15 protein-coding genes are annotated in these 18,714 nt (G+C 36.9%); 1 reads left to right on the plus strand and 14 read right to left on the minus strand.

Annotation, left to right across the window (positions count from 1 at the left end):
- Positions 1 to 46 precede the first annotated feature (46 nt).
- The gene (locus C7390_RS02450; RefSeq protein WP_217780866.1) at positions 47 to 841 is read right to left on the minus strand and encodes a hypothetical protein; all 795 of its coding nucleotides are present in this window, start codon (positions 839 to 841) and stop codon (positions 47 to 49) included.
- 48 nt (positions 842 to 889) lie between these two features.
- Here C7390_RS02450 and C7390_RS02455 point away from each other — a divergent pair, with 48 nt between their 5' ends.
- Positions 890 to 1,447 (plus strand): hypothetical protein, encoded by a 558-nt coding sequence (locus C7390_RS02455; protein WP_318295523.1) that lies wholly within the window; start codon positions 890 to 892, stop codon positions 1,445 to 1,447.
- Here C7390_RS02455 and C7390_RS02460 read toward each other — a convergent pair.
- The 13 genes from C7390_RS02460 to tgt all read right to left on the minus strand — a co-directional run bounded on the left by C7390_RS02460 (position 1,426) and on the right by tgt (position 18,710).
- A complete protein-coding gene (locus tag C7390_RS02460) occupies positions 1,426 to 1,980 on the minus strand; it encodes a restriction endonuclease subunit S (RefSeq protein WP_318295525.1) in 555 nt (184 codons plus the stop codon). The two genes, C7390_RS02455 and C7390_RS02460, sit on opposite strands and share 22 nt — an antisense overlap.
- A gap of 10 nt (positions 1,981 to 1,990) precedes the next feature.
- The gene (gene xerA / locus C7390_RS02465) at positions 1,991 to 2,974 is read right to left on the minus strand and encodes a site-specific tyrosine recombinase/integron integrase (protein ID WP_116443531.1); all 984 of its coding nucleotides are present in this window, start codon (positions 2,972 to 2,974) and stop codon (positions 1,991 to 1,993) included.
- Positions 2,975 to 3,089: 115 nt separating this feature from the next.
- A complete protein-coding gene (locus C7390_RS02470; RefSeq protein ID WP_116443532.1) occupies positions 3,090 to 4,325 on the minus strand; it encodes a restriction endonuclease subunit S in 1,236 nt (411 codons plus the stop codon).
- On the minus strand, positions 4,322 to 4,543 hold the full coding sequence (locus tag C7390_RS02475) for a hypothetical protein (protein ID WP_116443533.1): 222 nt from the start codon (positions 4,541 to 4,543) through the stop codon (positions 4,322 to 4,324). The genes C7390_RS02470 and C7390_RS02475 overlap by 4 nt, the downstream gene beginning before the upstream one ends.
- Positions 4,536 to 6,161 (minus strand): HsdM family class I SAM-dependent methyltransferase, encoded by a 1,626-nt coding sequence (locus C7390_RS02480; protein ID WP_116443573.1) that lies wholly within the window; start codon positions 6,159 to 6,161, stop codon positions 4,536 to 4,538. Before C7390_RS02480 ends, C7390_RS02475 begins: the two co-directional genes overlap by 8 nt.
- A gap of 20 nt (positions 6,162 to 6,181) precedes the next feature.
- The gene (locus tag C7390_RS02485) at positions 6,182 to 9,367 is read right to left on the minus strand and encodes a type I restriction endonuclease subunit R (RefSeq protein WP_318295528.1); all 3,186 of its coding nucleotides are present in this window, start codon (positions 9,365 to 9,367) and stop codon (positions 6,182 to 6,184) included.
- Positions 9,368 to 9,683: 316 nt separating this feature from the next.
- Positions 9,684 to 10,847: a phosphoglycerate dehydrogenase gene (locus tag C7390_RS02490; protein WP_116443534.1), complete on the minus strand. Its 1,164-nt coding sequence runs from the start codon at positions 10,845 to 10,847 to the stop codon at positions 9,684 to 9,686.
- Positions 10,847 to 11,929 (minus strand): 3-phosphoserine/phosphohydroxythreonine transaminase, encoded by a 1,083-nt coding sequence (gene serC, locus C7390_RS02495; protein WP_318295529.1) that lies wholly within the window; start codon positions 11,927 to 11,929, stop codon positions 10,847 to 10,849. The genes C7390_RS02490 and serC overlap by 1 nt, the downstream gene beginning before the upstream one ends.
- Positions 11,930 to 12,120: 191 nt before the next feature.
- Entirely contained in the window at positions 12,121 to 13,812 is a 1,692-nt protein-coding gene (ilvB, locus tag C7390_RS02500; RefSeq protein ID WP_055174368.1) for a biosynthetic-type acetolactate synthase large subunit, read from the minus strand.
- A 54-nt stretch (positions 13,813 to 13,866) separates the two neighbouring features.
- A complete protein-coding gene (ilvD, locus tag C7390_RS02505; protein ID WP_022502746.1) occupies positions 13,867 to 15,537 on the minus strand; it encodes a dihydroxy-acid dehydratase in 1,671 nt (556 codons plus the stop codon).
- A 184-nt stretch (positions 15,538 to 15,721) separates the two neighbouring features.
- The gene (leuB, locus tag C7390_RS02510) at positions 15,722 to 16,804 is read right to left on the minus strand and encodes a 3-isopropylmalate dehydrogenase (protein ID WP_022502747.1); all 1,083 of its coding nucleotides are present in this window, start codon (positions 16,802 to 16,804) and stop codon (positions 15,722 to 15,724) included.
- A 349-nt stretch (positions 16,805 to 17,153) separates the two neighbouring features.
- Entirely contained in the window at positions 17,154 to 17,438 is a 285-nt protein-coding gene (gene yajC, locus C7390_RS02515; protein WP_022502748.1) for a preprotein translocase subunit YajC, read from the minus strand.
- A 135-nt stretch (positions 17,439 to 17,573) separates the two neighbouring features.
- A complete protein-coding gene (gene tgt, locus C7390_RS02520; RefSeq protein ID WP_022502749.1) occupies positions 17,574 to 18,710 on the minus strand; it encodes a tRNA guanosine(34) transglycosylase Tgt in 1,137 nt (378 codons plus the stop codon).
- Between the last annotated feature and the right edge of the window lie 4 nt (positions 18,711 to 18,714).

An 18,714-nucleotide genomic window follows, 5' to 3' on the forward strand; every position in this document is an offset into this window, starting at 1 on the left:
GTTTATCCTCTCCGAAAAATCATTTTTACTTACCTTATAATTCAATTTATAAAACACAATTTGTATATATTTCAAATAAGGCTAAAAGGAATAAATCTTCCATTGTTTCTATAACTTCTCCATCGTATCCTCCCGGAGAACCGTATGATTTATCAATGTTTTTATTTTTATTCCCATAGATTGCTGCAAACTCTGCTATAACAGTAACCAACTGGCACGCCTCTATTTCTTTGCAACTTCCAAAACTATATTCCACCGACAACTGCTGAATTGGTGTTTCCTTTTTGTCATTGCTGTTAAACGCATTAGCCAAAACATCTGTAATATGATTTTGATATTCAAACTCTTGATGTGGAATTGGTTTATCAGCATAGTATTCTAAGCTACGAGTAAAATACTTCCCTCCATCGTAAAAAACACTTTTATCATCAGGGAAGCGTTTATTTAGCACACTTTCTATTGCAACCAAACACTTTTCATAAATATTGTACTCACTGACTCGTAAATCCAAATCACAATATTCCAAAATTCTATTTTGAACCTCTTTAGTACAACAGCAAAATTCTCTATACATCTCTCTATTGTAATAAAACAAATCATTATACATCGTGGCTATTGCACATAACGGAATAAGCCCTCTGTCCTTATAATATTTAGAAATGAATGATACTGCTTGTGCTTTTACACTTTCTTGATGACGTTGCTCATCACGCTTGTCCTGCCTTTTTTCAAACCTCTCCATACGGTTGCTTTGTCTTATTTGCAGGACTGCAATAATAACCGTGACTATTAAAGCAACTCCCGCACAAATAATACTTATCCAATCTGAAACACTCATCATATAGGTTCTCCTTCTACTGTAAACGATAATTTAGAGCAGCAAATACAGTTGATATTTGATTATCTATTTCCTGATGTTTGTGCCGGGAATAAACACATGGGAGACTTTATTATTCCTAAACGTGGAAAATCACTTTTATCTAAAAATGCCGTCCATGGAAATGTTCCGGTCATTGCTGGAGGTTTGGAGCCTTCAATTTACCACAATGTAGCAAATACCATTGCTCCCGTTGTAACAATTTCAAGTTCTGGGGCAAATGCCGGGTTTGTAAATATTTGGGGTGTACCAGTATGGTCATCTGATTCGTCATATATAGATTCAGAAATGAGTCGATATGTTTATTTCTGGTATGCATATTTAAAAAGGCATCAAAACAATATTTATAATATTCAAACTGGCTCTGCTCAACCTCATATATATCCAAGTCATATATCTAGTTTACCTATAACCGATTTGGATTATAAGAAAATTGAGAACTATACGGAAATAGTAAGCCCTATTTTTTCAACTATTACTAAAAATCATGTAGAAAATCAGCATTTACAGTCATTGCGTGATTGGCTTTTGCCTATGCTAATGAACGGTCAGGCTACCATCAATGACTGATACGGTAAATTATCGTTTACATTATTATTGATGTCTATTTTCTCATCAATCAATGATAAAATCCCGACCATTTTGTCTTGAATATCTTTATCTGGTAAATTTACTTCTATATTTCGCAAAGTATCTAATGTTACCGTTCTTTGAGAACAGCCAATAGCAAGTTTATCAACCAACTTATAAAATTGCGGGTTTAGCATTGTATAGTAAATAAATCTTGCATTAACATTTCTTTTTGGTCGCAAGATAGCAATATGTCGTTGAAAAACCATTTGTTTATCAAAATCTACATATACCGGTTTACCAAAAGAGCCAACAACCGAATACAAAATATCGCCCTTTTGTGCCTTCTTATTTTCATTCAATCCGTTATAGTAACTTTCAGGCACAAACATTGTGTCTTCAAAAGAAAGTTTGTTTTGTCCCGTAATATTAGATATTGTAATAAAAGGAACGCCACTATCACTTTTAGGTGGTGGTAAATGGTCGCCATCAGAAATAAATTCACAACAATCTATCAGTTTCTTAGTCTCCATCCTTTTCTCCTTATCCGATATATTTCCTATGTGCAATTTTAACATTGCTTTGTTTTACCATTGCATACTGCAAGGTCGTATCTATCTTTCTATGCCCCAAGAGCTGTTGTAGTTGCTCAATGGGCATTCCTTTGTCTATTGCCATAGTTGCAAGAGTACGCCTAAACTTGTGCGGATGTACCTTGTGCAGCCCTAATTGCTTTCCAAATTCTCTGAGTCTTGTTTCTATACCGCCAATTTTCAGCCTTTCGTGCGGTGCTTTCAGCGATACAAAAAGTGCCAAGTTGTCGTCGGTTCTGCTGTTTAAGTAATTTTGCAAATGTATCTTTGTCCTTGCGTCAAAATAGACCACTCGTTCCTTGTTTCCTTTACCGAACACGATACATTCTCGCTCGTTAAAATCAATATCATTTCTGTTAAGCAACACCATTTCGCCGACACGCATACCCGTTGAAGCCAGCATATCAATCATTGCCAAATCTCTCGGCTCGGTGCAGTTGTCCCTCATAAGCTCCAACGCTTCATCGGAGTATGTGTCTTTAATGTTTGTGCCGGTTTTGACCTTGTGTATTCGCCTAACAGGACTTTTCAGTATATAGTCCTCATCCTCAAGCCACGAAAAAAAGCTTGAAAGAATGCGGCGGATATTATCAATCGTAACCTTGCTTGATTTCTTCTTTTCCTGATACTCGGTCAGGTATCGCCTTATGTCGTTGGTGTCAATGTGCTTAACACTTTTGCCGATGGTCGCAATCATCATTTCGATAGTTGCTTTGTAGTATTTAAGAGATTTCTCGGAACAGCCCTCGATTCGCTTTGCTGATAGGAACAGTTCCATATAGTTCTGCTCCGAGATTTCTTTTTCATTTTCAATTTTTGTTACCTCATAATCAAAAAGTGTATGTTGCAATACCTCTTGCAAGCGTTCTGTCTGTGCGTTATTCAAGAAAGGTAACATAGCCTGAACAACATTTGTAATTAAATTTTGTTTCATTAGTCAATTCTCCTTTTATCTAACTTAGAGAACGACTACGGAGTGGGTAGTCCCCTGATTTAACTCTCGCCACCCACAAGAGTTATGGGATGTTGTTAAACGATAATTTACCATATCAGTCGCTGATAGTGGCTTGACCGTTCATTAACATAGGCAAAAGCCAGTCACGAAGTTTTCTTAATTGTTCTGTTTCACGAGCACAATTTTTTGCCTTAGTAATTAACGGTTCTGAAATTTTAGAATATTCATAAAGCAATTTGGGATTGCTCGGCATAGCGAAGCGATAGTTTTCAAGAACATCATTCCATTTTATGTATGGTTGTTGTGTTCCACTTGAGTGCTGTGTGGCGTACAGAATCGCATTGTCATCGTTTAAGACTTGATATGCATATCCGAGATACTCATCCACCTTTGGTTTTAAAACTAATGTAGTAGTTCTTGTAATTCCCGATTGTGCCGAAATACAAACACGATGGAAATAAACACGCATTGCTCCTAATAAAATATTGTTTTCTTCATATACTTGGAGACTTGAATTGGCTTCTGCTGCGGATAAACCGCCTGCGAATGTCATCGTTCGTTTTGGGATAACATCAATAGGTGTATAGTATGCGTCTGTTTGACAATCATCTCGGCTGATAGGCTTTCCAGACACGTTAAATATATCTTTAAGCTGTGCCACTTTCCAGTTTTCCGGGATATTACGCTTTAGTTGTTCATTCCAAACCATCTTACCGCCAGATGAGCAGTATGGCTTTCCATTTTCATCCGGAAAATCAAATTGTGTGAACCAGTAGTCGTAAATAAGCTTAGCTTGCTGCTCTAAATTATCGTTTATCGCATTATTTATAAGCTGCTTTTTGTTAATTATCTCAAGTAATCGTGCAACATCTTCTTGTCCACTCTCAATAACAGGTATAATTATCTCTTTTAAATCTGGAATACATAAATTGCTTACAATAGAACCGGTTGCATCTGCACGTTTAAATTGTGTTTGAACGAAATCAGACATAAGTGTATTTAATAAATAATACGGGTCACATTTCCCCTTATTAACCTTTAACAGAACCAGTCTTTGACCTAAACAACACTTTAATCCTTTAGGGACAATACCGACCACGCCCATTGGAGCTTCTCTTGAAATTATAATATCTCCTTCTTCAGGTATCGCTCTTTTAGTTCTTTCCAAATATGTTGCTTCATCAACAAAATATCCATCTGTAAAATCAAGATTTCCATCCTTTAAATTAAAGTTACGAACTACCCGAATACCTTCGTTTTTCCAGTCAGGCGTTGTATGAGGGCAGTCAACAATGTCTGTGCACAAATCGTTTAGTTTGTAATACTTCACTTGTTACCCTCCTTAAGTTCTAAATATATTTTTTTCCACTTAGCAGATGGATGTTTACAAATTGAGTCTTTGGAAGCAAAAGCACATACACCTTCAATATAACAGTAACCACAAATATCTGGATTTGCTTGCCGACAACCGAATGTCTGTTTTTCTGTATCCATCTTGTTAAGAGGAGAACGAATTGGGATACATAACTCTTTTGGAAAACTACTCATACTTCACCTTCTTTAACTGTTCCATGATTTCCGTTTTCAGTTTGTCGCCCTCTGCAAAATATTCTTGCAGTTTCTCTGCATAGGCACTCATACGAGCATTAAACTCGTCCTGTGACAATTCAACATATTCGATTTTTACATCAAAATATTGTCCAGCCGCAAGTGAATACTTCTTTTCTTTGATTTCATCATATGTAACAGCAACTGAAAAATCATCAACGGCTTCTTTATTAAGAAATGTATCAACAATTTTATCAATCTCAAAATCACGAAGTCTGCGTTTTTGATTATTACCGTCCTTATATTCTTCTCCCAGTTTTGAAGCATCTATCAGTACAACCTTATCTGTTTTTTTTGAATTATCAAAAAATAATACTGATACATTCGTGCCGGTATTAGCAAATACATTTGACGGCATACTAATACAGCCATAAACAATATGTTCATCTACAATATGTTGTAGTATCTTCTTTTCTACACCTGATTTTGCGGTTACAAATCCAGTAGGAACTACAATCGCACCTTTTCCGGTTGATTTCAATGAATTAAGAACGTGCTGAATGAACAACGTATAAATTGCCATACTCTCTTTCTTCTTGGCAGGTACTTTCGGAACTCCCGCCCAAAAACGAACGGGCATTGCTGCTATACGCTCTCTTGTATCTGAGAAATCCATCTTAAAAGGCGGATTTGAAACTACATAATCAAAAGTTCTTAATTCCTGTCCATTATCACTCTTATGATATGGAGCAATCAGCGTATCTCCTTGAATTGCGTGGTCAAGAGAAGATACCAAGCTGTTCAGGATAAGATTAAGTTTTAACATTTTATTACTTCGCTGTGAAATATCCTGTGCAAAAATCGTACACTTATCTTCGCCAATTTTATGGGCAAGAGCCATCAAAAGTGTCCCTGTTCCGGCTGATGGGTCATAACACTCAATGCTATGTAAATCAGTTGCATTTCCAACAAGCAATCTTGCCATAATCGTTGCAATAGCGTGAGGAGTATAATACTCTGCATACTTACCACCGCCTGCGGTATTGTAGTCCTTTATCAGATATTCAAATATATCTGCAAAGAAATCATAGTGCTTCTCAAATGCTTCTTCAAAAGAAAAGTTTACCAACTTATCAACCAAAGCACGGGCAAAAGGTGCTCTTGCTGTATCGTCCGTTACATACTGTGTCAGCTTTTCAAAAAGCGGTATTTTTGTATTCTGAGCAGTCTGAGTTGAAAATATATCAATATTCTTATCTGCTATATCTGTCATCGTGCTGTCAAAGATTAAATCAAAATCGCCCTTTGCCTGCTGATTCCATAAGTTGGCAATAAGATGTTCCGGATTAAGTAATGGAATATCTGACGGTAAACTATCAAAAATATCCAAGCGGTCATCTTCTGACATTTCTGCATAAGCAAGTTCCCATTTTTCAGCATTTTTAAGAACCGGACTTACTTTTTTTACTTCATATCCGAACTTATCATTAAGGAACTTATAAAGGAAAACCTGTGTGATAATTTTATATTCGTTACCATCGTTTCCCATACCATAGGTCTGACAAGTTGCTTTTAAGGCATCTATCAACTCTATGGTTTTTTCTTTTATCGTCTTTATTTCTTCCATTGTGTTCTCCTTTATGCCACTGAATAAGTCTGGTTATACTGGTCAAGATACTGTTTTGTAATCCTGCTCTGTATAAATACTCTATCCTCACGAGCACTCGCTATTCCCAACTTATCAATGCCTGCTTTTATTTGTGTCATAACCGTTCTCTCAAAATATGCGTCTTTCTTCAATATATCATTTCTGTCATACACTTTCTGGTCAATATCAGACTTAATAGAAAGCAAAACATTCATAATAGACATATCATATTCTGAAACAATCGGCTGTTTATTTGCTGCTTTTCGAGCAAGATTTTCTTCCCTGATTCTTTTATGAACCCTTGCGAATTTCGCATCGCCATTATATTTTCTCAGCAGAACCGTGTTTTTCTTCTGCAATTCATCAAGCTTTTTCAGAATATCTTCCAATTCCTTTCCTTGCTCCTCAATCTCAGATACACTCTTAGGTTCAAAACCATGTTGCTTGAAGCGAAGCAAAAATGCTTCCTGCAAAGTAATAAACTCAGGATCATCAGGGTCGATATTCTGAGTAAAGGCACGAACAGTCTTTTTATACTTTTCTGTTACTGCGTCTTTACCACCGACGATTTTTAATTCTTCTTCACTGATTTTGCTGAAATTAAATGTAATATCCTCCATTGCTTCATTGACAAGCAATTTCGTGGTATCATCACTTGCAAAAAGTTCTTTCTGATTTATGTTATCAATATGATGTTGCACCTCTGAAATCAATGAAGGCAACTTTGTTAATTCCATTTTTGCAAATGTTTCCTTCAATTCATCATCACCAAAGGTTCTTACCAAATTACAACAGTCACGAGCAGCAATAAGAATTTTTTTAAGTTTAAGCAATTCCTGCTTATCCTCAATCGTAGATATTTCCGAACTAAATTCTTCTGCATTATCTGTGGTGTAGTTAAAAAGAACCTGCTGCACTTCCTGCATTTGTTTAATGAGTTCTGCCGGGTCTTCAATAACCTGTTTGAATGTATCTGTTTCATTTCCCGCACCAACTTCATTCGGGTCATTAAAACGGTTCAGCTCTTTGAGGTATGCTTCATTTGTTTCCTCAAAATTCCTTTTTATATTTGCAAAATCAATGACATAACCATAATGGTTTTCTTTATACGGTCTGTTGACTCTTGTAATTGCCTGCAACAAATTATGGTCTTTCAATTTTCGACCAAAATACAGGCGTTTCAATCTTGGTGCATCAAATCCGGTAAGAAGCATATTGAAAACGATAAGAATATCAACTGTCATATTATTTTTGAAGTCATCAATAATCTTATCTCTTGTATCTTTGTCATCACTATCGTGAAGTATAAGTCCAGCTCGCAAATGACTTTTCATAGAAGCGTCTTTATTAAGTTCTGCTTGAATTTCATCAAAATACGCAAACAGCTTCCTTGCCTGCTCACTTGTTTCACAAATGACCATACCGCCGAGCGTATTATCTCCCTGAATTTGTCTAAATCTCTTTAGGTCAGAAATAATATATCTAAGCAACTCTTTGACATAGTTATCGTGTTCAACAATCTGACTTTTCTTTACGTCTTTCTTTTCTACCAAAGTTTCAAGTTTTTCGTAAATCTCAGAAAGTCGCTCTTTATACTGAGTTTCTATGTCCTCACGGATAATTTTCAGCGTATATCCATCTAAAATTGATTTGTCATAATAGTATGTATGAATATAATTACCAAAAACTCTCCAAGATTCTCTTTCTTCTTTCAAAAGCGGTGTTTCTGTCAACGCAATCTTTATTGCATTTTTATCTGCATCAAGAAGATTAGCCAAGAATGAGCCTTCTGGTTTATACCCTCTATGTGCTTCATCAATAATAAACACCCTCTGCAAATTCGTTGCATATGCAGGAAGGTCAACTTTTGACCTATCTTCAGCAAAACGCTGTATATTTACTACTGTAATTTCAGGTTTTCCCGTATTTCCCTCTTGTGCTTGATTGTTACGGAACTGCTCCATAAGTTCAGCACGGGAACTTGCCGTTTTCACAACCAATCCACGAGCTTCAAATTCTTCTGAAGCCTGTTTCAGCAAATCAAGGCGGTCAACAATGAAATAAAACTTTGCAACTTTATTTTGTTTGCTGAAATAGTCAGAAAGAACATAAGTAAGATAATAAGAAAGGGCTGTCTTTCCACTACCTTGAGTATGCCATATAACACCTGAATTAACACCTTCATCAATCTTACTTCTTACTGTTAAGGCAGCAAACATCTGTTGATAACGCATTATATGTTTCTGCTCAATAAACTCTATCTTGCCATTTATTTCTTTATGAAAACGAACATAGGCAATTCCATATTTTAATATAAATAACAATCTTTCAGGACTGCACATAGATGTCAGTACTCGATTGGTCGGTGTATAGGCATCTAAATTTGTTTGATATTCCGGAGAAGTATGAATAACCTGACAATTAAAGTCAGTCAATATCTTCTTTTCAACAATCGGGTCAATATCCTTATATGGGAAATCTGCATTATAAGGTGCAATATCCAAATTTGTAGGATTTTCTTCTCTGAAACAGTTGAACGGTGCAGACTGTTTTGCCGTCGTACAATAGAATGCCCCCTGAACCGGAACAATACCACCCATAGTGTCATATTCCATATTATTAGAGAAAATCATCAACTGTGTAATATTCAAAAATCTCCTAAATTTTTTATTAGGAAATCTCTTTTGGTTCATTCTCTTGCTTTCTGCAACCATACCGCCGTGATTATTCGGCTTCTTTACTTCAACAAATACAAGTGGAAGTCCATTTACAAACAATGTAATATCAGGTCTAAATTCATCTTGGTCACGCTTACAAGTGAACTCGGCGGTAAAATGATATGTATTATTCTTTGGATTTTCAAAATCCACCAATCTAACAGGCGAAACAGACGATAAACGCTCGTAAAAACTACGTCCTATATCATCATTATCTAATTCCTGCCTAATAGTTTTCAATGTCTGTTCCGCTTCTCCTGCGTGGGTAGGATTAAGCCGTACGAACTGCTCCTTGAAAACGTTAATTAAGATATTGGTATCAGGGTCATATACTGTACCTGCCATATCCTCGGTTATTTTTCCAAAATAAGTATAACCAAGTCGTGTCAAATGAACCATTGCTGGCATTTGGACACGAGTAGCTTCGTTAAACATATTTTCCTTCCCATTTTTCTCCATTTTCACGCTTCCTCCTACCTCTTGTCTAAAATAGCTTCATCTATACACAAACTTTCCTCATTACTGTTATAAATATAATTATTATATATTAATAATTAATGCCTTTCAAGATTTCAGTTTTATTATAGTCCTTTAGTATATCTCAAGATAAAAAATCTTAACAACTACCAAGATATTATATAAACATAAACCTCTAGCTTGTTTCACACGCAAAAAAGCAGGTGCAAAACGAATTTCACACCTGCCAAAATAAAATATATAACATTTATCATTCTTAATTATCAAAACAAGAACAAACTGCTATTAAATTCTATAATTACTTAACAACTCTTACCTTAATAACGCCGTCAATAGCTGAAAGCTTAGCTGTTACATCTTCTGTGATAGCTGAACCTGTATCAAGAACAGAGTAAGCATAATCTCCTCTTGACTTGTTATCCATAGATTCAATATTAATACCTGCATCACCCATAACGCTTGTAAGCTTGCTTATGATTGCTGGAACATTCTTATGGCATACTGTAACTCTTCCTGCTGATGTACATACGCCACAATCACAGTTAGGATAGTTAACTGAATTAACAATATTACCGTTCTCTATGTAGTTTCTTAATTCCTTAACTGCCATAACAGCACAGTTATCCTCAGCTTCTTCAGTTGAAGCACCAAGATGTGGAAGTACGATAACGCCTTCCTGACCTGCTGTTGTTGTGTTAGGGAAATCTGTAACATACTTAGCAACCTTGCCAGACTTGATAGCATCAAGAATAGCTGGCTCATCAACAAGTACATCCCTTGCACAGTTAATAACTACTGTACCCTTCTTCATCATATCAAAGGCTGCCTTATTAATCATACCCTTAGTGCTGTCAAGTGCTGGTACATGGATTGTGATATAATCACATTCCTTATATATATCCTCAACATTAACAATATGCTTAACTTCGCTTGAAAGATTCCAGGCTGCATTAACTGAAAGATATGGGTCATATCCATATACTTCCATTCCAAGGCTTATAGCTGCATTAGCAACTAGCTGTCCGATAGCACCAAGTCCGATAACACCAAGCTTCTTACCTTTGATTTCCTTACCAGCAAATGCTTTCTTAGCCTTTTCTGCTGACTTTGCAATATCTGCATCATCTTTATTATCTTCTACCCACTTGATACCGCCAAGTAAATCTCTTGAAGCTAAAAGTAAAGCTGCAAGAACATGTTCCTTAACTGCATTGGCATTAGCACCTGGTGTATTAAATACAACGATACCCTTATCTGCACATTTATCTAGTGGAATATTATTAACACCAGCACCAGCTCTTGCTATAGCAAGAAGATTATCTGGTAATTCCATATCGTGCATCTTGGCACTTCTTACAAGTACTGCATCTGCTTCTTCAAATGCTGCATTAGCATTATAATCGCTTGAGAAAAGGTCAAGACCTACAGAAGCTATATTATTAAGACAATTTACGTTAATCATTAGGCATTCTCCTTTTCGAACTTCTTCATAAATTCAACTAACTTCTCAACGCCTTCGATTGGCATAGCGTTATATATAGAAGCTCTCATACCGCCAACTGTTCTGTGTCCCTTAAGATTTACAAATCCGGCTGCTTCTGCTTCTTTAACAAACTTAGCATCAAGTTCCTTATCTCCTGTTACGAATGGAACATTCATAAGTGAACGGTCTTCCTTAACAACTGTTCCCTTAAACATCTTAGATTCATCAAGGAAATCATAAAGAATTTCAGCCTTCTTTTCATTGTGTTCTTTCATAGCTGAAAGTCCACCCATCTTCTTAATCCACTTAAATACCTTGCCGCAGATATAGATATTGTAGCAAGGAGGTGTATTATAAAGAGAATCTGCATCTGCCTGTGTCTTCCACTTTAACATAGTTGGTGTTCCAGGAAGTACATCATCTGTTATAAGGTCTTCTCTGATAATTGCAATAACAACACCAGCAGGTCCGATATTCTTCTGAACTCCGCCGTATACTACACCATATTTTGTTACATCAATTGGTTCTGATAAGAAACAAGATGAAACATCTGATACAAGTATATGTCCCTTAGTATTAGGGAGTGTCTTATACTTTGTTCCATATATTGTGTTGTTCTCACAGATGTATACATAATCTGCATCCTCTGGAATATCAAGATCTGAACAATCTGGTATGTATGAATATGTCTTATCCTCTGAGGAAGCTACAGCAACAGCCTCACCATAGATTTTAGCTTCATTAAATGCTTTCTTAGCCCACTGGCCAGTGATAATATAAGCTGCTTTTTTGTTCTTCATAAGGTTCATTGGAACTTCTGCGAAGAACTGCGATGCACCACCCTGAAGGAATAATACCTTATAATTGTCAGGTATATTCATAAGCTCTCTTAAGTCTTTTTCAGCTTCTTTGATGATGTTATCGTAAACCTTGGAACGATGGCTCATCTCCATAACCGACTGACCAGAACCCTGGTAATCTAACATCTCATCTGCTGCTTCCCTTAATACTTCTTCGGGTAATACTGCTGGACCTGCACTAAAGTTATAAACTCTTGCCACTTTCTCTTCCTCCTGATTCATTTCAATAATTAATCATAAACATTTAATCATAAGTAAATATATTCAAAATAACTTAATATATTAAAAATTTATTAACATTTATTCTATTCCTGCTAAATCGCTCTGTCAAGTTAATATTTTATCATAATAAAGTATTTGCTGTACTTTTTTTAATACCAAAAGGCTGATGCTTAATTAGCACTCTCCTTTTTATTAAGATCATCTCTGTCAAATGCTTCTGATATAGGTGCTCCAGGTGCAACCATAGGGAATACCTTATCATCTTTGCATATATCACATTCAATGACGCAAGGTATATTAAGCTCGATAGCTTCTTTAAGAGCCTTCTCAAAGCTTTCTATATCTGCTACACGGTATGCCTTAGCTCCCATACCTTCTGATACCTTAACAAAATCAACCTGATCGTTAAGTACTGTTGCAGAATAACGCTGTCCATAGAAAAGATCCTGCCACTGGCGTACCATACCAAGAACGTGATTATTAAATATAACCTCGATTATTGGAATATTGTAACGTGTAGCTGTTGCAATCTCATTCATATTCATACGGAAACAGCCATCTCCTGCTATATTAATAACAACCTTATCACGACAGCCAACCTTAGCACCTATGCTTGCACCAAGTCCATATCCCATTGTGCCAAGTCCACCTGATGTAAGAAGTGTTCTTGGACTTTTGAACTTATAATGCTGTGCAGCCCACATCTGGTGCTGTCCTACATCTGTAGATATAATTGCATCTCCGTTAGTAATCTCATATATCTTTTCCATAATATATGGTCCATTAAGAACATCTTTTCTATACTTCATAGGGAACTTTTCTTCATAATTTTTGATATGTTCCATCCATTCTGTATGCTCTGACTGCTCAAGCTTGGCATTAACTCTCTTTAGTATCTCAGCCGCATCACCTATTACAGAAGCATCTGTATGTATATTCTTATTAACCTCAGCCGCATCTACATCAAACTGAAGAATTTTCGCATTCTTTGCAAATTTCTTTGTATTTCCTGTAACCCTGTCAGAAAATCTTGCACCGATTGTAATAAGAAGGTCACATTCTGACACACCAAAGTTAGATGTCTTAGTTCCGTGCATACCAAGCATACCTGTATAATGAGGATCTGAACCATCAAATGCACCTTTACCCATAAGTGTATCGCATACAGGTGCATCTATCTTTTTAACGAATTTTCTTAATTCATCCGAAGCTTCTGATGCAATAACTCCGCCGCCAACAAATACATATGGCTTCTTAGCAGCTTTAATCATAGCAACTGCATTTTCTACATCTTCTTCTGTGATTGTATCTGTAACTCTCTCAATTGGCTTAGGAGTTTCTTTAATGTAATCACACTCATTAGCTGTTGCATCTTTAGTTATATCAACAAGAACAGGACCCGGACGTCCTTCCTTAGCTATCTTAAAGGCTCTTCTTAATGTAGCAGCAAGATCCTTTACATCTTTTACAATAAAGCTGTGCTTAGTAATCGGCATAACTATTCCAGCTATATCTACTTCCTGAAAACTATCTCTACCAAGGAGTGGAAGTGTAACATTACATGTAATGGCAACGATTGGAATTGAATCCATCATAGCTGTTGCAATACCTGTTACAAGATTAGTGGCACCAGGTCCTGATGTCGCAAAGCATACACCAACCTTTCCTGTTGCTCTCGCATATCCGTCTGCGGCGTGAGATGCACCCTGTTCGTGAGATGTAAGGATATGTGTTATCTCATCTGAGTGCTTATATAACGCATCATAGACGTTAAGAATGGCTCCACCTGGGTATCCAAATACAGTATCTACACCCTGTTCTTTTAAGCATTCAACTATAATCTCTGAACCATTTAATATCATTAGTCTGTCTTCCTTTCATTATATTTATCATTCTATTTTATCTAAATATACTTATTATGCCTCTGGTGTCTTTAAAACAGCACCTCTGTTACCTGATGTAACCATTGAAGCATATCTCTTAAGATATCCTGTTGTTACCTTAGGTTCTCTTGGCTGCCATTTTGCTTTTCTTGCAGCAAGTTCTTCATCAGAAACTTTAAGTTCAAGCTTTAAGCCTGGAATATCAATGCTTATGATATCGCCTTCCTCTACTAAAGCAATAGGACCGCCTACTGCTGCTTCTGGTGAAACGTGTCCGATAGAAGCACCACGGCTTGCACCTGAGAAACGTCCATCTGTAATAAGTGCAACTGATGAACCAAGTCCCATACCAGCAATAGCTGATGTTGGGTTAAGCATTTCTCTCATACCAGGGCCACCCTTAGGGCCTTCATATCTGATAACAACAACATCACCAGGTACAATCTTTCCACCCTTGATAGCTGCAATAGCATCTTCTTCGCAGTCAAATACTCTTGCTGGACCTTCGTGTACAAGCATTTCATCAACAACTGCTGAGCGCTTAACAACCGAACCATCTGGTGCAAGGTTACCAGAAAGAACTGCAAGACCTCCTGTCTTACTATATGGCTTATCAACTGGTCTTATGACTTCTTCATCTTTATTATAAGCCGTAGCAATGCACTCACCAATTGTCTTTCCTGATACTGTCATACAATCTGTATTAAGAAGTCCAATATCAGCAAGCTCCTTCATAACTGCATATACACCACCGGCTTCATTAAGATCTTCCATATATGTAGGACCTGCTGGTGCAAGGTGGCAGAGGTTAGGTGTCTTTTCGCTTATTGGATTAGCGAACTTAATATCAAAATCAAAACCAATCTCGTGTGCAATAGCTGGAAGATGTAACATACTATTTGTTGAACAGCCAAGTGCCATATCAACAGTAAGTGCATTCATAATAGAATCCTTTGTGATAATATCTCTTGCTGTTATACCCTTATTAACCATATCCATAACAGCCATACCAGCGTGCTTAGCAAGCTTAATTCTCTCTGAATATACGGCTGGGATTGTTCCATTTCCACGAAGTCCCATACCAAGAGCTTCTGTAAGACAGTTCATAGAGTTAGCTGTATACATACCTGAGCAAGAACCACAAGTAGGACATACCTTTTCCTCAAATTCAAGAACGTCTTCTTCTGTCATTGTTCCAGCGGCATATGAACCAACTGCCTCAAACATAGATGAAAGACTTCTCTTCTTACCCTTTACGTGACCTGCAAGCATAGGACCACCTGATACAAATACTGTAGGAAGGTTAAGTCTTGCTGCTGCCATAAGAAGTCCCGGAACGTTCTTATCACAGTTAGGTACCATAACAAGTCCGTCAAACTGATGTGCAATAGCCATACATTCTGTTGAGTCAGCTATTAAATCTCTTGTTACTAAAGAGTACTTCATACCAACGTGTCCCATAGCAATACCATCACACACTGCGATAGCTGGGAATACTACTGGAACACCACCAGCTTCTGCTACTCCTAACTTAACTGCATTAACAATCTTATCAATATTCATATGACCTGGTACTATTTCATTATATGAACTTACGATACCAATCATAGGTTTCTTCATCTCTTCTGCTGTGAAGCCAAGTGCATTAAAAAGGCTTCGTGCAGGTGCCTGCTGCATACCGCTTCTTGCGTTATCACTTACCATAACTATTCTCCTTGTAAATCTAATTCTTTAAGTTAAAATGTTCTCTTAGCCCACATATTTACATAAAATACATAACTTATTCCAATATTCGTTAAGCCTTCATACATTATACTGCTTCACTAATTATCCAGCTTTTATACATTATGCTGCCAGGGAACATTTATCATTACTGTCTATACTTTATTTATACTCTCTCTGCTATAAGGTCACCCATCTTGTCTGTTCCAACCTTTGTGCAGCCTTCTGAATAAATATCTGTTGTTCTGTAGCCTTCCTTAAGGACTGCTGCAACTGCTGCCTCAATGGCATCTGCTTCCTTATCCAGGTCAAGTGAATATCTTAACATCATAGCTGCTGAAAGGATAGTTGCTATAGGGTTAGCTATATTCTTTCCTGCTATATCTGGTGCTGAACCATGGCTTGGCTCATATAAGCCTAACTTAGTCTTACCAAGGCTTGCTGATGATAACATACCGATAGAACCTGTTATCATACTTGCTTCATCTGAAAGAATGTCACCGAACATATTCTCTGTAAGAATTACATCAAACTGTCCAGGATTCATAACAAGCTGCATAGCACAGTTATCTACAAGCATATCCTCTAATTCAACTTCTGGATAATCTTTAGCAACTTCGTGTACAATCTTTCTCCAAAGTCTTGAAGAATCAAGTACATTCGCCTTATCTACACTTGTTACTTTCTTTCTTCTCTTCATAGCAATTTCAAAGCCCTTGATTGCTATCCTTCTAATCTCTTCTTCATTATATGTAAGAGTATCTACAGCAGTCATAAGTCCGTCAACTTCTTCTGTGTGTCTTTTACCAAAGTAAAGACCACCAGTAAGCTCTCTCATAATAACCATATCGAAGCCATCTCCGATTATCTCTTCCTTAAGAGGGCAGGCTGCCTTTAACTCATTGTATAAATATGCAGGACGAATATTAGCAAATAACTCCAAATCCTTACGAATCTTTAATAATCCTGCCTCTGGTCTTAGGTCAGGTGCAACATCATACCATCTTGAGTTACCCACGTTGCCACCAACAGCACCAAGAAGCACTGCATCTGAAGCCTTAGCAATTGCTACTGCCTCATCTGTAAGAGGTACTCCACACTCATCAATAGAACAGCCTCCCATTAAAATCTTCGTATAATCGAACTTATGTCCATATTTGTCAGCTACTGCATTTAATACTTTAACTGCTTCTGCGACTATCTCTGGTCCGATTCCATCACCGGGAATTAAAGTTATTTTACAATCCATAACGCATCCTGCCTTTCCTTCTTGTACTAACGCCCTACTTAAGTTTATTAACCCACTTTCAGGCTATTGGTTAATATATTACTCCATAATAGTGCATTTTTCAAGTATTTGTACAATATCAGCAGTACCAAAACTCTCATTTTTATTAAAATAGGAAAAGCTCATTTTCGCACCGTATTCGGTCGTCTGCATCAACCTATATATTCGTGCGAGTGTGTATTATCGCCACATAATATTTTTTGTATAACAGAGAATCCTATCAGAATTTCCTATTACACAAAAAGCTTCCAGCACCATTTACCGGCACTGGAAGCTAAATCTTTTAATTCTGATTTATTATTCTCTCTGATTATTCTTCTGATGAAGCTGGCTTTTCTACCTGAGCAATTGCTTTCTTCTGCATTGTTATACGGCAGTTCTTATTGTTACCAAATTCAACGATAACATCATCTTCTGTTATATCAAGAATAACACCATAGAAACCACTTGTTGTAAGAACATAATCACCTATCTCCATAGAGTCCATAAGCTGCTGCTGTTCTTTCTGCTGTTTCTTCTGTGGCTTAATTGCGAAAAAGTACATTAATGCACCAAGTGCAACTACATATACTACAATAATACCAAGCTGTCCCATATATATTCCTCCTAATTACTTGCCTTCATATAGGCTCAATATTGTTATAATACCTTAATTGTGGTCATATGTCCATTGTTTAATGATAAATTTATAGCATTTTTATGATTTTAAATATTTATGCACTGCCATTAATTACTTCTTATCATAAGTCTTAAGCAGATATAATCTTTCATCCTTAAAGCTCTTATAATTTCCTGCATCAATAGCCCCCCTTATATCTTCCATAAGGTGATTATAAAAGTAAAGGTTATGAAGCACACAAAGTCTCATTCCAAGCATTTCCTTAGCCTTAAGCAAATGTCTTATATATGCTCTGGAATAATTCCTGCAGGCTGGACACTGGCAGCCCTCCTCAATAGGTGCTGTATCTTTTTCATACTTTGCATTAAAAAGATTAATCTTTCCAAACTTTGTATACACGTGTCCGTGACGTCCATTTCTTGATGGATATACACAGTCAAAGAAATCAATACCCCTGTCAACCGACTCTAAGATATTAGCTGGTGTACCAACTCCCATAAGATAAGTTGGCTTGTTCTGTGGAAGGTATGGAACAACCTCGTCCAGAACGTGATACATTTCTTCGTGTGTCTCACCAACCGCAAGACCGCCAACTGCGTATCCGTCAAGATCAAGCTCTGATATGCGCTTTGCGTGGTCAATTCTTATATCATCATAAATTGCCCCCTGATTAATACCGAATAACATCTGACTCTTATTTATAGTATCTTCAAGTGAATTAAGACGATTCATCTCCTTCTTACAACGCTCAAGCCATCTTGTAGTTCTCTCAACTGAATTAATAATATACTTTCTATCAGCCTTAGCAGGCGCACACTCGTCAAATGCCATTGCTATAGTCGAACCCAGATTAGACTGAATCTGCATACTTTCCTCTGGCCCCATAAATATCTTATGTCCATCTATATGTGACTGGAAAGTTACTCCTTCTTCCTTAATCTTACGAAGTCCCGCAAGTGAGAACACCTGAAATCCGCCCGAATCTGTAAGAATAGGCTTATTCCAGTTCATAAACTTGTGAAGACCTCCAAGCTCTTTTATAAGCTTATCACCCGGTCTTACATGGAGGTGGTAAGTATTAGATAACTCTATCTGTGTTCCTATTTCCTGTAAATCTGTTGTAGCAACTGCCCCCTTAATAGCTGCAACTGTTCCAACATTCATAAATACAGGTGTCTGCACAGTTCCATGAACTGTTGTAAATTCAGCTCTTTTTGCTCTTCCATCTGTCTTTAATATCTTGTACATATTC

It is taken from the genome of Bacteroides galacturonicus, from assembly GCF_003096855.1.
Taxonomy (GTDB): domain Bacteria; phylum Bacillota; class Clostridia; order Lachnospirales; family Lachnospiraceae; genus Lachnospira; species Lachnospira rogosae.